The sequence below is a fragment of the Nostoc sp. 'Lobaria pulmonaria (5183) cyanobiont' genome, assembly GCF_002949795.1.
Classification (GTDB): Bacteria; Cyanobacteriota; Cyanobacteriia; order Cyanobacteriales; family Nostocaceae; genus Nostoc.
In genome coordinates, this window is record NZ_CP026692.1 from 2,688,654 (window position 1) to 2,703,274 (window position 14,621).

General features: G+C 39.6%; 13 protein-coding genes and 1 pseudogene. 7 read left to right on the forward strand and 7 right to left on the reverse strand.

The genetic code is table 11. The features are described from left to right. Together NLP_RS11715 and NLP_RS11720 are read left to right on the forward strand one after the other, a co-directional pair. Complete coding sequence (locus NLP_RS11715) at positions 1–1,107, forward strand: ABC transporter permease (protein ID WP_104906557.1); 1,107 nt, start codon at positions 1–3, stop codon at positions 1,105–1,107. 37 nt (positions 1,108–1,144) lie between these two features. Further along, complete coding sequence (locus NLP_RS11720) at positions 1,145–2,263, forward strand: ABC transporter permease (protein ID WP_104906558.1); 1,119 nt, start codon at positions 1,145–1,147, stop codon at positions 2,261–2,263. A 325-nt stretch (positions 2,264–2,588) separates the two neighbouring features. On the opposite strand, the gene NLP_RS11725 is transcribed toward NLP_RS11720, so the two are convergent. The 4 genes from NLP_RS11725 to NLP_RS11740 form a co-directional block, all read right to left on the reverse strand. Beyond that, positions 2,589–3,176 carry a hypothetical protein gene (locus tag NLP_RS11725; protein ID WP_104906559.1) on the reverse strand — a complete coding sequence of 196 codons (588 nt, stop codon included), beginning with the start codon at positions 3,174–3,176 and terminating at the stop codon, positions 2,589–2,591. 328 nt (positions 3,177–3,504) lie between these two features. Then, entirely contained in the window at positions 3,505–4,428 is a 924-nt protein-coding gene (locus tag NLP_RS11730) for a hypothetical protein (RefSeq protein ID WP_104906560.1), read from the reverse strand. A 723-nt stretch (positions 4,429–5,151) separates the two neighbouring features. Next, complete coding sequence (locus NLP_RS11735) at positions 5,152–6,537, reverse strand: AtzE family amidohydrolase (RefSeq protein WP_104906561.1); 1,386 nt, start codon at positions 6,535–6,537, stop codon at positions 5,152–5,154. Then, positions 6,534–6,722 (reverse strand): DUF4089 domain-containing protein, encoded by a 189-nt coding sequence (locus tag NLP_RS11740; protein ID WP_104906562.1) that lies wholly within the window; start codon positions 6,720–6,722, stop codon positions 6,534–6,536. Before NLP_RS11740 ends, NLP_RS11735 begins: the two co-directional genes overlap by 4 nt. An 88-nt stretch (positions 6,723–6,810) precedes the next feature. Between NLP_RS11740 and NLP_RS11745 the strand changes: the two genes are divergently transcribed. Together NLP_RS11745 and NLP_RS11750 are read left to right on the forward strand one after the other, a co-directional pair. Further along, positions 6,811–7,119, forward strand: a complete 309-nt coding sequence (locus NLP_RS11745; protein WP_104906563.1) for a glutaredoxin family protein — start codon at positions 6,811–6,813, stop codon at positions 7,117–7,119. Between the two features lie 31 nt (positions 7,120–7,150). Continuing rightward, a pseudogene (locus tag NLP_RS11750) lies at positions 7,151–7,282 on the forward strand (glutaredoxin family protein); the annotation flags it as partial. 17 nt (positions 7,283–7,299) lie between these two features. Here the strand turns inward: NLP_RS11750 and NLP_RS11755 are convergent. Then, complete coding sequence (locus NLP_RS11755) at positions 7,300–9,429, reverse strand: hypothetical protein (RefSeq protein ID WP_104906565.1); 2,130 nt, start codon at positions 9,427–9,429, stop codon at positions 7,300–7,302. Between the two features lie 863 nt (positions 9,430–10,292). Here NLP_RS11755 and NLP_RS11760 point away from each other — a divergent pair. Continuing rightward, positions 10,293–10,667, forward strand: coding sequence for a hypothetical protein (locus tag NLP_RS11760; RefSeq protein WP_234017279.1), 375 nt, complete (start codon positions 10,293–10,295; stop codon positions 10,665–10,667). 203 nt (positions 10,668–10,870) lie between these two features. Here the strand turns inward: NLP_RS11760 and NLP_RS11765 are convergent, their stop codons facing one another. Both NLP_RS11765 and NLP_RS11770 read right to left on the reverse strand, forming a co-directional pair. Continuing rightward, on the reverse strand, positions 10,871–12,061 hold the full coding sequence (locus tag NLP_RS11765; RefSeq protein ID WP_104906567.1) for an MFS transporter: 1,191 nt from the start codon (positions 12,059–12,061) through the stop codon (positions 10,871–10,873). Positions 12,062–12,124: 63 nt separating this feature from the next. After that, positions 12,125–13,447 (reverse strand): MATE family efflux transporter, encoded by a 1,323-nt coding sequence (locus NLP_RS11770; RefSeq protein WP_234017280.1) that lies wholly within the window; start codon positions 13,445–13,447, stop codon positions 12,125–12,127. A 267-nt stretch (positions 13,448–13,714) separates the two neighbouring features. On the opposite strand from NLP_RS11770, the gene NLP_RS33035 reads away from it, so the two are divergent. Then, the gene (locus tag NLP_RS33035; protein ID WP_158680346.1) at positions 13,715–13,864 is read left to right on the forward strand and encodes a hypothetical protein; all 150 of its coding nucleotides are present in this window, start codon (positions 13,715–13,717) and stop codon (positions 13,862–13,864) included. Positions 13,865–13,895: 31 nt separating this feature from the next. Next, a complete protein-coding gene (locus NLP_RS11775) occupies positions 13,896–14,393 on the forward strand; it encodes a DUF6174 domain-containing protein (RefSeq protein ID WP_104906569.1) in 498 nt (165 codons plus the stop codon). The last annotated feature ends 228 nt before the right edge of the window (positions 14,394–14,621 follow it).

The window sequence follows — 14,621 nt, forward strand, 5'->3', positions numbered from 1 at the left end:
ATGAAACGGATTTTTGCTCAGTTTACCAAAGAACTAATACAGTTTCAGCGCGATCGCCTGACATTAGGGTTGGCATTTATACTGCCATTTATGACGTTACTCATTTTTGGGTTTGCAATCCGGTTAGAAAGTAAAAATATTCCCTTAATCGTGCAAGATTTTAACCGCACAAACATTAGCAATAGCTATATTGAGCGACTATACGCCACCAATCAGTTTATGCCCACCCAATGGTCGGGAAACGACCCGGTGCGGGATGCCATCGACCGTGGCATTGCTAAGGCAGCAGTCATTATCCCTCCTCAATTCAGCCGAGATGTGCAAGCTGGTAGAAGTGCTACGGTGCAAGTGCTGATTGATGGTACGGATGTGAATAATGCTCGTGTGATCAAAAACAGCATTCAAAGAGTGACGAATTTTTTTATGCAAGAGCAAGGATTGATAACATTTAATAACAGCGTCACACCTGAAATTCGTTTATGGTTTAACCCCGGTCGATTAGAGTCCCTGTATATCGTACCGGGAGTCTATGCCGTGGTTTTGTGGATTTTTCCGTCTTTACTGACAGCGATCTCAATGGTGAGAGAAAAGGAGAAAGGCACCATCTTACAACTTTACGCTTCTAGTATCAGTGCAACTGAACTGTTACTTGGTAAAGGACTGGCTTACCTACTGATAGCTATCCTTCAAGCATTCGTAGTTATGGGTCTAGGTTCGCTAATTTTCCAGGTTAGCTTAGTAGGCGATTCTATCACCTTGTTAATCGGAACCCTCCTTTTTCTCATAGACAGTGTTTTGTTTGGTTTACTATTTGGGGTACGAAGCAGTAACCAAAATGCTGCTGTACAAAGTGTCTCTGTGATTGGTTTTGTTACCTCTCTATTACTGTCTGGTTTTATTTATCCTATTAACAACATTCCCTTTCCCCTATCACTTATGCCTAACATAGTTCCCGCCCGCTATTTTATAGATATCACTCGTGATGCATTTGTCAGGGGTAGCGGATGGGCAGGAGTTTGGTTTGATCTAGTCGTACTGATTGTTTTTGGATTGGTGTTTTTTAATATAACGCGTCGTGCTTTGGGTAAGATGCAATTGCCTTATTAAACTGTATTATTCTCAGATGTTGCAGCTACTAACCAATATGTTTTTTTCACGACTATTTAATAGCTCGTTTTGGGCATTACTTCGCAAAGAAATCAATCAAATCTTGCGAGATAAGCAGTTAATTATTCTGATGATTATACCACCAACGATGCAATTATTACTTTATGGATTTGCACTTAATCCTGATGTACATAATTTGAAATTGGGTGTTATTGATTATGCCAATGTAGGTGCTAGTCGGGAACTGGTTCAGGCAATGACCTCTAATAGCATTTTTAGTATAGAATCTGCACCAACAACTGAGAAAGATTTGAGCCGTCAAGTAGAAGAAGGCAAACTCAATCTAGGGGTGATTATTCCATCAGAATTCCCTAGAAAGCTGGCAACAAAAGAAGCTAAGATTCAAGTATTTATTGATGGAGTGGATGCAAACGCAGCAGGCATTGCTAGTGGCTATATAACTCAGATTATTCAAAATTATAATCGTAACTTTGGGCAAACCCAGCTAAATTTTCCGGTATCACTCCAAGTAGTGTTTTTATATAATCCCGGACTAATAAGTAGCTGGTATTTTGTGCCGGGAGTCATGGGTTTAGTGTTAACGCTTGTTGGAACATTAGTTTCATCAATCGCTGTTGTCCGAGAGAAAGATAGCGGAACTTTGGAGCAATTACTTATGACACCAGCCGCAAACTGGGAAATTTTGCTTTCCAAAATTTTGCCTTTAGCGTTTTTGCTCATGGGAGATATTCTGCTAGCTTTGACTTTAGGACAACTGGTCTTTGGTTTACCGTTGCGTGGAAATTTTCTACTATTTTTTGGGCTGTCAATTATCTATCTGCTGGTTGGGATCAGTATAGGTATTTTGTTGGCGATGTTTTCCAGCTCGCAACAACAGGTGGTATTGATGTCATTTTTTATCAATATGCCGATATTGCAGACTTCTGGGGTGCTTGCCCCTATCGAAGCCATGCCCCCCTTTTTTCAAGTCCTATCTCTACTGAATCCCTTACGTCATTACATTGCCATTGTTCGAGGGATTTTACTTAAAGGGGTTGGTTTAGATGTGTTATGGATGCATATTCTGGCATTGCTTAGTATTGCTGTTGTGTTATTAACTATTAGTCTTAGCAAGTTTCGCAATCAATTAAGTTAGAGGATGTCTGATACTAAGTCTTTATGGGGTCTAAACAGGATAAGTGGTCGTGAAGAAGGCAAGAAAAATACTGCCCTCAGGATCAATACACTTGGGTTAAGGAAATTTATCTGTTAGGGACTTCCAAAGAATAAATCATTCCAAGAAAAACAAAAGACAGGATTTATCAATAATGATAATCATTGTTTTTTAGGGAATAGTTTACTTTCTGGAAGTCCCTAAGTCTTCCACCAAATTTCAAGAAAGGTAGTGCTTCTAGGTGGTGGATCTAAATCCCCCACTGATTGTATTCTGAATTCTATTTTACTTAAACCTTATTTGCCTGTTACTGCTTTTTGTCTAGTGGAACTAAAATATAGGTTGTCTGGTTATTAGGTATATTAGCGTTCTGACTAGCAGATGGAGTGTCATCCTCTGCACTCTTGGCTACGTCCACTGTACCTTTTACAGTGTCTTTAACACCTTCAGCTGCACCCTTAACAATATCCACTGTATTTTTTACAGTATCGTTAACGCCTACAACTGTACCTTTAACAGCATCTACTGTATCTATTGCAATGCTGTTAACGTCCAAAGCTGTATCTTTAACAGCATCTCCTACATCTTTTACAGTTTCGTTAACACTGTCAGCTACAGTCTTGATTGCGTTTCCTACATTTGTTACAGTTTGCTTAAAACTCCCAGTTGCACCTTTTACCGCATTTCCTACACTTTTTACAGTTTGGTCAACTTTTTCGGTTGTACCCTTAATAGTTAAAGCCGCAGCTATTGCGCCCAATGTAGCACCAATAAGCGCTCCAATTGCTACTTTAGCTAAGTCATTATTTGTGCTTCTATCTGCTGTATAACTATTGGCTTGATCTGTAAGCAGATCAATATTTTCTTCATGCTGCTCTGAAAACTGCTGATTCATAATAACCTTCTATTTTACGCTAAGACTGAAAAGCGATATCTAGACATTTTTTCCTTAGTTTCACAGAGTCTAAGTTGTCTAGTAACTAATAACTTATGAACTTTTTATGTTTGCTGGTAGTCCTTAAAGTAGAAGGAATAAGTATATGTGCTTTGAAAATAGGAACTATTGCTTATCCTTAATCTTTAAGAACTACCCTATTAGACTTCTCTCAGTTATAAACTCAGAAAATAAGTGGTTTGCAATCTTATCCGTTTGTTTCTGAGAGTCACTAAAACCGAGCAATCTTTTCTTCAAACAAGTCTTCTTTAATAGAAGCTATTGGCATTCATTCATCTACAGACATAAGTGGCTCTCCGAAAATTCTGTCTGTCTGATCTGAATTTGAAATATAGACCGTGGACGTACCGTCAATATTTCCTATACCAATTTCATCATTCTTGATTTGCGGATTAGTTGCAGCTATCTCCGCTTGATATTCATTGCCCTGATCTTCAGATAGTCTGGCATTCTGTGCTGTATCCTTTGCTTTGTCCGCAGCACCTTGTACAGTTTGATTAACACCCTCTGCTGTACTCTGTACTGCGTCTAGTGTACCTACTGCGGTTTGCTTGGCTACGTCAGCGACATTTTGTGCTGTATCCTTTGCTTTGTCCGCAGCAACTTGTACCGCTTGATTAACACCTTCTGCTGTACTTTGTACTGTGTCTAGTGTACCTACCACAGTTTGCTTGGCTACGTCAGCAACACCCTCTGCTGTGTCGATTGCACCACCTACAACAGCTTGAATAGTACCCTCAGCAACACTCTTTGCCGCGTCCCCTAGACCTTTTGCTGTTTGACCAAGACCATCACCAATAGTCTTTGATGCGTCTCCTATACCTTTTACGGTGTGCTTAAAGCCTTGACCTATTCTTTTACCAGCGAAAGCGCCAGCTAATGAGCCTAACGTAACACCAATGAGTCCTCCTATTAGTGCTCTATTTAATGTAGTATTGCTACCTCCGTTTGCTGGACGAGCATCGGATTGAGGCGTAATTGTAGGAGCATTTGCAGGTCTAGATACTCCAACATCTATATTTGTGTCAGTTGAACCAGCATAAGATTGACCTGCTGTCGTGCGGTTAGTATACTCAATTCCAGATACCCCAGCATTTATATTTGTGCCGGTTGAATCAGTATAAAATTGATCTGTTGTTGTGCGATTAGCATTTTCAACCTGTTTGTCTAAAGCTTGCTTACTCTCAACCATATAAATAATCTCCTTGATTAAAACCAGATAGCTGTCAGTTATTTCTAATACCTAATATAGCTAGCACAGAGTGCGAATTAATCGCTCCAAAGAAACACATAGGGGGTGAAACTGAGTAGAAGAAATCAAATCTTTTCTGTATCTTTTTCAGTAAAAATCTCAAAGATTATCTGCAACTTTTGAATGTTTTTGCAGCAAGTCATCCAAGTGATACGTAATTTAAACGTTGATTCAAACATGATTTTTGACAGCAGTATGCCAAGCTAATTTTGCTCAACAGATTCTAGGGTTTAAAATTGTGTTAAGTCTGCCAAAGGGTAAAACTGAGATTGTTTGAGTATAAGCATTACAGGGCAAAGCTTTTGATAGTTAAGTGACAAAAAATGACCAGAAATAAAAAGGTACAGAGCAAGTAAATTTATTTATGGAAAATAAAAAAATGTATTTCGAGATACGTAGTGCAAGAAATACTACGTCAGTTGACTCAGAGCAACTAAATTTATTTATGGAGTTCAAAATGTTTGACTTTTGAATGCGTGACTTTTGACTTCCCCGTTCGCGTAGCGTCTCGCAGAGAAGGGGCTGACAGGCTAACTGATCATTCCTTTTTGGTCAGTTTATGTTTCAAAGCACAGCCTACTATTTTAAATCATCTTTAAGCGAACGTTTGAATAGCGTAGTTGTATAGTTTTTACTAAAAAATTAAATTTTTCAAACAACCTCTTAGTTAAAGGCGTTGAAAATTACTGGTGCTGAAACTACACCTTTTGCCTCTAACGCAGCTGCAACCCGTAAAATTAAGGCTTCATTATATGGTGCGGCGATTAATTGCACACCTAAAGGTAATGCATTTGGGTGCTGAATTGGTACAGATAAAACGGGTAAGCCAATAAAAGATAATGGTTGAGTAAACAACCCTAAATGAGGACGGACAAGAATTTCTTCGCCATCTAAAATCATGGTTTGTTCACCAATTAATGGTGCAGAAATTGGTGTAGTTGGGGCAAGAATTACATCGACATTTTGAAACACTTCCCGAATGCGATCGCGATACCATTTTCTAAACCGTTGTGCTTGGAGATACCAGTTACTTGGAATTAACGCCCCAGCCAAAAAGCGATCGCGTGTCGCTAGATCAAAATCTTCAGGATGCGATCGCAATTTATCCAAATGCAGATTTGCGCCTTCGCTAGCTGTAATTACAAAGGCTGCTGCACGGGCGCGATGTGCTTCTGGTATGATTACGTATTCAGTAACTTCTATTGCATCAGCTACTTTTTGCACTGCTGCTAAAGCTGCCGGTTCTGCATTGGTAAAATAATCAGCTGCAATGGCAATTCTGATATCAGAAATATCTTGTTTAAGTTGTGGTAAACATAATTCAGGCGGACGCTTTGTACAAATGGGATCGCGATCGTCTTCTCCCTGAAGCACATCAAACACCATCGCGATATCCTGCACCGAACGCGCAAAAGGGCCAATGTGGTCAAAACTGCTAGAAAATAAAGCTACCCCAGCACGAGATAATCTTCCATAAGTTGGCTTGAAACCAAAAACGCCACACAACGCCGCCGGAACGCGAATTGAACCATTAGTATCGGAACCCAGTGTCAACGGTACTAATCCAGCCGCAACCGCCGCCGCCGAACCACCCGATGAACCACCAGCAACTCGCTGTAAATCATGGGGGTTGTGAGTAGCACCGTAATGGGAGTTTTCTGTTACAAACCCATAAGCGTACTCATCCATATTCAAAGCGCCAACTAGCACAGCACCCGCTTGCTTCAGCTTTGCTACTGCGGTTGCATCTTGGGTAGCTGCTGGGTTTTCTGCATTGATTTTCGACCCCGCCAAAGTTGTTAAACCAGCGATATCGAAGAGATTTTTCACGGCAAAAGGCACACCAGCAAGTGTTCCAGGATTATTACCTTGGGCAATTTTCCTGTCAATGTGTGCTGCATCACTTAAAGCTGTCTTGGCAGTCACAGCCGTAAAACAGTTGAGTTGATTATCCCGCGCTGCTATTTGTGCTAACGCAGCCTTGGTAACTTCCACTGCGCTAACTTTAGCTTCACGCACAGCAGCAGCTATTGATACAGCGTCATTCATGGTTCAAAAACTGGTGCAACTTCAATATCCTCTGGTAGGGGGAAAGAATTTACAAGATTAGCGATCGCCATAATTCTCTCAAAATTTGCCACCACACCATCACGATACTCATCTCTGATCTCTAAATCTAACAACAACCCCATCAGATCGACATACTCACCCACATCAAACTCTTCTCTTCTCATCTCTCTTCCTTTGTACCCTTTGCGGTAGCCTGCGACAAGCCAAAGCGTCTACATTATCTTAAACTTATAACTTCTTGCAACAACTGAAATGCAATTCATTTTATACAGTAAACCCGGCTGTTATTTATGTAAAGGCTTGCAAGAAAAGCTAAGTACAGTTTTGCGTAAAAGCATAGCGTTTTTAATGCATGGGGATACATTGGCATTGCAGGGGAATGCATTAACATTGTATCGGGATGCAATGGCATTGCAGGGGTACGCATTGGCATTGTATCGGGATGCATTGGCATTGCAGGGGAATGCATTAACATTGTATCGGGATGCAATGGCATTGCAGAGGGACGCATTAACGTTGTATCGGGATGCATTGGCATTGCAAAGTATTGCCTTTCATTAATTCGCTACGAATTAATGAAATGCTGTATTAAGAACAAATCCAAAATCTCTGTTTCGAGTTGAAAGTTAGGGATATTACGACTCGTGAAGATTGGTTGAGTGTGTATGAGTATGAGGTGCCAGTAATTTATTTATCTAACCACAGAGGCGCAAAGGATGCAAAGGGGAGTGAGAAATTATATTAATGTGGTTTTCCATAGTAGATTCCTTTGCCGTCGGTGCCAATGAAGACTAGCCCGAATTGCTGTCTGCTAGCTTCCATCACGTTCGGGACATTGCCGATGGGATTTTGAGGATTAGAGATGTTTGTCCATGTTTGCCCTCTATCCAAAGAACGGAAAATTCCTCCTCCCATACCAATAATTTTGCCATATAAATATAGTGCTGGAATTGTACTTCCTGTTTGTGGCTTGCCAAAGGCAAATAAATAAGCTTTCTCCACACCAGCTATTTTGGCAAACTTCGCACCACCGTTTGTTGAACGATAAAGCCCATTCGAATTGAGACTTATCCAAACTTCGTTACTCACCCCCGGAACTGTTTTGAGTATAGACGAATCTTCGCTAGGAAGTGATGAGTTGACAACACTAAAGTATGCAGCTCCATCCTGACTGCGATAGACTTTGCCACCGCTATAGTAGTAAAAAATATTGCCATCTACTTTGTCTGATGCCAATGGTTGACCCCAGTACCACGGCCCCTTAGAACCGTTGGGTAAACCTAATACTCCACTCCAAGTAGCTCCACCGTTAGTTGTACGTATAGGTTGTTTCTCGCTGGCGATCGCTACAAATAAATTTGGATTAGTTGCAGACATAGCTACCCGTAGTGGCATAATATTCTGCGGAAAGGAGGAAAAGTTTTTCCAGGTATGTCCGCCATCTGTGGAAGTTGCTCCTGTAAAGGTATTGAACCCTCGATGTCCGCCAACACGTACCATGCGTAAAGGATCTTTTTCACTGTAAGCAATGCTGTATGTTTCTTGAAACCAAGGGCCGTTAATACCACCCAATTGAGTAGATGGGTAAGTATCTAATTTCTGACCATGGTTAAAGCCTTCTACATCAGCCACACCGCTTAACAATAGTGAGCCTTTTGGAGGTGAGACGAGGTCAAAAGTAACTGTTTGCTCATGTCCTTTTTCATAGTTAGACCAGATAGGCTTGTTAGCATTGATATTGTCTGTCTGCCAAGTTCCAAACCAGTCTGTTAACCAAACTTTGCCAGCAATATTTGGGTCAAATTCAATCGCTGAGGCCGCAGAAGCAAAATACCAGTTTGACCACCAAGGGACTTGAGGATTCAATGAATGGCTTTTCTGTTGCCATGTAGTTCCACCATCGGTAGATTGAAAGACTCTAGAGTAATTAGTACTTTCATGGTATTGGTCATAAGTAACTAAAACGTGATTAGAGTTTTTGGGATCTATAGAAACCCCATTAAATGAAATAGTTTTGATATTAGTTGGCGTAATATTGCTCCAAGCCCCATTTGCATATTTGCTAACTCCTGAAGTGTGCGTTACATACAGTACTCCATTGCTAGTAAGCGCCATTCGATTTACTTTTGATGGGCTTCCGGTTATTCTGCTCCAGGTAACACCTGTATCGGTAGACTTATATATCCCGTCTCCATAGGCATTTGCATAAACCAAGCCAGCATTCTTTTTGCTAAACAAAATTCCTGTAATACCAATGTATGCATTGGGTTTTCCAGAGAAAGAGCTTACTTTCTTCCATGTTTGACCAGCATTCACCGACTTCCATAGTCCATCCAAACGTGAACCAAAGAAGATGATATTAGAATTAAATGGATTAACTCCCAGCCTTTCCCCCGTCCATCGCTTAGTTTCGTTGCCACCCATTGGCAAATCTATGTTCAGTTTGCTCCAGGTTTGACCTTTATTGGTCGATTTGAAGATTGTTCCTAAGCTAGCCTTAGTATATTTGCCTGTTGCGATATAGATAACATTTGGATTGTTAGGGTCAAGTGCTAATCCTTCTCCGCCGTAGTAGTTACTTTTATCAGGCCCAAACTGATCTGTTAATGGAATCCATCTCTTCTCTAGCGAATTCCAACGATAGAAGCCACCTATATCGGTTTTAATGTAGGCTAAATTCCGCTCTAGAGGATGCAGATAAATATTGGTAACATAGCCTCCTCCCCCTATAGAGACTTGATTCCATTGATACTCAGATGTTGTTGCGCTGCGACTAGGTTCAACGGTTGTAAGTGCTACGGTCGTAGCTAGAGTGAGTATAGAAAAGCGGATTATTTTCCTTAAAGGAATATGGAACAAGCGAATGCTCATATAGTCTCATTGGTAAAGGAATGAAGACAGAGATAATACTTAGTAAATAAAACTAGATAGTATAAATTAAGTGGAAATGCGTATGCATTCTTCCTTGAGTTAGAAGATGAGGTAATGCTTGTCAATAGGTAATAGTTGATATAAATGTTTTGGCAAAATAAAAATATTTTGTCAAGATTTTTACTAAATTTATGTATAGTTTGTTATAACTATTTATTTTTTGTATGAACTAATATAAGTATTTATTGGGTTACTTTGACTAAAAAATATTACCACAAACTCTAATTTATTTACTGAAATTTTCAGAATAAGTTTCCTTGCTTGTTGCAGCACCGAAATTGACTTGGGATGACAATGAAGCTAGACAACTTGCATATATACTTTGGCGCGATCTCTAATTCTTTGCATTATCCTACGGAAACGCCTAACGGCAAACTGCATCTCTGCGTGAGGACAAAAATCATCTCACTTACTGCGCAAAATCAACCACGCCCATCAGTGTTTTACAGCTATTTTCAGGTAAATAGACCACGCGGTAGGGGCGCTCCTACGATAGGTGTAGTTCAAATATATGAAAACTGCTGTAATTAAATATTTTTTGAAAGATAAAATATCTCTCTAAAGTCATAGATATATTCTGTGCTGAGGTAGAGGATTTTTTTATTCTATTTCAGTAAAGTATATAAGATTAAATAAACCAATTTTGCTGCTATTTTCCTAAAGTTAATCGCTTTAGCTGAAAAAAAATAATTCTTCAAATGATATTACTTGCAGTAGAGAAAACGTCTATAAAAGTAAGAAGAAATCTGGACAGTAAAAACAAAGTTTATAGTACTAAAAACAATTTAAATCGAGAGGTAAAAATGGCTGAAACTAACGAGAATTCATTATCTAACGAACCCAAACAGTCAAATAAAACAATTAATATAGATGGTCAGCGTCCAGTCGATCCAAGTAGCTTTGAGATTAAGGAAACAATTAATATAGATGGTGAGCGACCAATTGCAAAAAATGAAAATTATAGCGATAAAACAATTGATATAGATGGTCAACGCCCAATCGGCAAGAGTAATTTTCAAGAACAAGAGATGCTAGCTGTAGACGGCGAGCGTCCAATTGACCCTAGTGATTTAGAGGTTGAGAAAATTCTTGATATAGATGGTCAACGTCCGATCGCCAAGAGTAAACTCAAAATTAAAGATACTCTAGAGATAGATGGTAGCCGCCCAATAGCTTAAAATAACACTGTTGATTTGCAAATATCAACAGATTAGACCTCTTGCATAAGTTGAATAGACCCCCCTTAATCCTCCCAATATATTGGGGGGATTAAGGGGGGTAATTTGACTTGTGTGTACACCGTAGCCCCTTACCAAGGGGAGAGGAGCGTTTGCTTTACTCAAATGCGGGGTAGGGTTCTTTATTTTTGAATGCAAGAGGTCTATTTATTTATGCTCGCTGTAGTGATTTTGGGTCTGACTATAACAATAAATGCAAGCAAAGTAAAAACTAACATTTGCCAAGTCACCAAATTCCAGCCACCAAAATGCCAGCATAATAGACCAATACTAGTACCTACAGCACCACCAATAAAATAGGTAGTCATGTAAACGGTGTTGATGCGACTATTTGATTGAGCATCAAGAGTGTATATTCTAGCAACATTGGTGACTTGAATTGCTTGTACACCTACATCTAGTAACAATACAGCAACAGCGATCGCCAGCGCTGAACTAGAAGCAATTTTAGCAATTAATAAACTTGCAATCACGAGGCATACAGAAATAGTTAAGGAACGTTGGGAATTACCTTTATCAGCTAATTTACCAAATATTGGTGCCATCAATGCACCTGCGATCGCCACAAAGCCATACATCCCAATTGTGTCAGATTGAAAGTTAAAAGGTGCTCCGCTTAAATGGAAAGTCAACGTTGTCCAAAATGAGCAAAAGACACCAAACATTAATCCCCCAATTAAAGATGCTTCTCTCAATAAGGAAAAACGTTTTAATTGTTGAATTGTTGATTTTAATAAATCAAAATAATTACCACTATATTCATTATTTACATTAGGCAAGTAAATCTTGAGCAAAACAGTAACAATTAAAATCATTACTGCTGAAAATCCATATACATAACGCCAACTCAAGTATTCAGCAATATATCCACTAAAAACCCTTGCTCCTAAAACTCCAATCAATATACCAGTAAAAATATTGCCTACAGTTTGACCTGTAGTTACTCTATCTATACTTGCTGCTAAGGGAAGAATAATCTGAGCAGAGACTGTTGTAATTCCAATTGCTACGCTCAATATCCAAACCTGGACGATATTTTGTGAAACCGTCATGAATATCAACAAACAGAACAAACATATAAGTAAAGAAAGAATTAATGTTTTTTTGTTGATTTTATCGCCCAAGGGGATTAAAAAGAAAAGCCCAAAACCGTAACCAACTTGCGAAAGCACAGATATGCTACCTGCTTCACCTTCACTAACTTGAAAAGAAGATGCAATATCTTTGAGAATTGGCTGATTATAATAAACGTTAGCAACACACACACCAGATGCGATCGCCATAATCAGTACCTGAACCTTAGTTAATCCGTTACTTGAGATTTGTTTTTTCATTCAACCTAAGTCACTATAATTTAGTTGTTTAAGGACTTTTCCCTTGAGCTTCATCTGTGTTTATCAGTTATTAGTTTTTCTGGTGCTAAACCGCCAAGTTAGGATTATTGCAGCGATCGCTAAACCAATAGCCAATCCCCACCAAAAACCAATAGCTCCAAACCCCAACGAGATCCCAAAAATATAACCACTGAATAAACCAACACACCAATAAGCAAAAATTCCAATCAACATCGGGATTTGAGTATCTTTTAGTCCGCGTAATGCTCCTGCGGCAGTAACTTGCACACCATCAACTATTTGAAAAATTGCCGCGACTGCTAGCAATTTCACCGCGAGGGCAACCACATCTGCATTGTTCTGATTGTTGATGTCAATATAAAGACAAATAATCGACTTTGGTACTAGCCAAAATGCAAGGCTTACTATACCCATAGATAAAGCTGCAATGGCAAGGCCTACATATCCAGCTAGACGAGTGCCAACTAGGTCATTCTGTCCAGCTAACTGTCCAACACGAACTGTTGTCGCTAAAGAAATACCTAGTGCCATCTGGAATGAGATCGAAATTGTTTGTAAAGCAATTTGATGAGCAGCGAGGGCATTTGTTCCCAATTGTCCGATCGAGAAAGTGACAACAGTGAACAGTCCGCCTTCGACCGCAATCAGACCCCCAATGGGCAATCCAACCTGAAAAATCTCACCAACGATCCGGCGATGTTCTAGAGGAAAAGCTTCATGAGACGAAGGTCGAAAAATACCGTAAACTGCAAAGCGAGGCTGATTACATATATAAACTGTCAAAGCAACAAACATACTCCAAAGTGAAAGCGTGCTTGCCCAACCGATACCAGCTAAACCCAGCGCCGGGAATCCCAGTTTGCCAAACATCAGCACATAGTTAGCTGTGATGTTGAACAGAGTACCTAAAACCACAGTCACGATCACTAATTGCGGTTGCAATAGAGCAGAAAGAAAGCTTTTAAGTACTCCAAAGCCTAAAGCAGGAATAAAACCCAGTGCGATCGCCCTTAAATAAATCTCTGCTAGTGCTACTGTGTTAGCATTCTGTCCTAGTAAAAGTAGTAAAGCACCTCCATTGTAGAGCAGCAATGTAATTGGTATTCCTAGCACCAGAGATATCCTTAGTCCAAGCCGGACAATTGTGCCAACTTTTTCTCTATTTCCAGCTCCGTATGCTTCGGCAGCTAACGGACTGACAGCAGAAACGATACCAGTAATAATCAACAGACAAAAACTAAAGATAACAGCTCCCAAACCTCCAGATGCAATGGTTTGACTTCCCAACCAGCCCATCATTACTGTATCCACAAAACCAGTTGCAGATTGAGCCAGTTGTGCCGCTGCCAAAGGTACGGCTAACATGAGACATTTTTTAACTTCAGAAAACATATACAGCTGATAACCCGATGTAAAGAACAAAGGGTTTTTCCAAAATCTAAACCCATGTTCAGGAGATATTGCTCCTGAGAACTTGAATCTATCTTAATGGAGCAAGAGGACTACTGTCACAGTGGTTAGCAGAGCGTTTTGCAGGAAAGATTTAACAGCAGATGAGTTGCAACCAGGTAACGACTAACACGACACCTATCAAATGTTTGGTTGATTGTTCTTGTGGAATAAAGTTTTAGAATGTTCGCTGTGGGCGATGGTTTATCCCCCGAAGCAGACCTGAAGCAGATTATCCACATCGCGATCGCCTATGAAGCTGAAAATCCCATACCAGCTTTGAGTGTCACAAATGATTTCAATCTTTTGGCAATCATCTTGAAGCTACGTTAAAGTGAGCAGTTGGAGTTAAGAATGGATTTGTATGCGCTTACCAATTGCAATTAGTGCTATTTTAGTCGCATCTTTAGGTTTTAGTGCACCTGTAATATCTCAACCTCCTCCTATACAGGTAGCCAAAACACCCGCGCCTAGTAGTTTAGCCTGGGAACAATTTAAGATTAATTACCGATTATGGAGACGGCAAAAAATCTCTAACTATCGCTATGAATTCACTAGAAGTTGCAATTGTTTACCGAAAGCCACAGAACCAGTGATTATTAAAGTAAGCAATCGAGTCACAACTTCTATTACTTATAAAGCAACGAAACAGCCAGCTAATGCAGAATTCTTTCAACAATATAATACAATTCCTAAACTCTTTGATATCATCAGGGATGCGCTCATTCGTAAAGCAGCAAACTTGACTGTACAATACGATCCAATACTTGGTTATCCAACTCAAATTAACATTGATTATAATAGCCAGATCGCTGATGATGAAATATTTTTTACAATTAGCAATCTGCAAAAAATTAATTAACTATGGCTAGCGAGAGCATTATTTGCTACAACAGTGCTTAATTGATTCAGTGTATCTTACTTGCTCTAGCGATCGCACAGACATGCAACCAATACTCACAGTGGATTGCATCAAACAACCCACTAATACCGCAAGGCGGAAGTCAAAAGTCAAAAGTCAAAAGTCAAAAGTCAAAAGTCAAAAGTCAAAAGTCAAAAGTCAAAAGTCAAAAGAATTGTATTTCGGGCT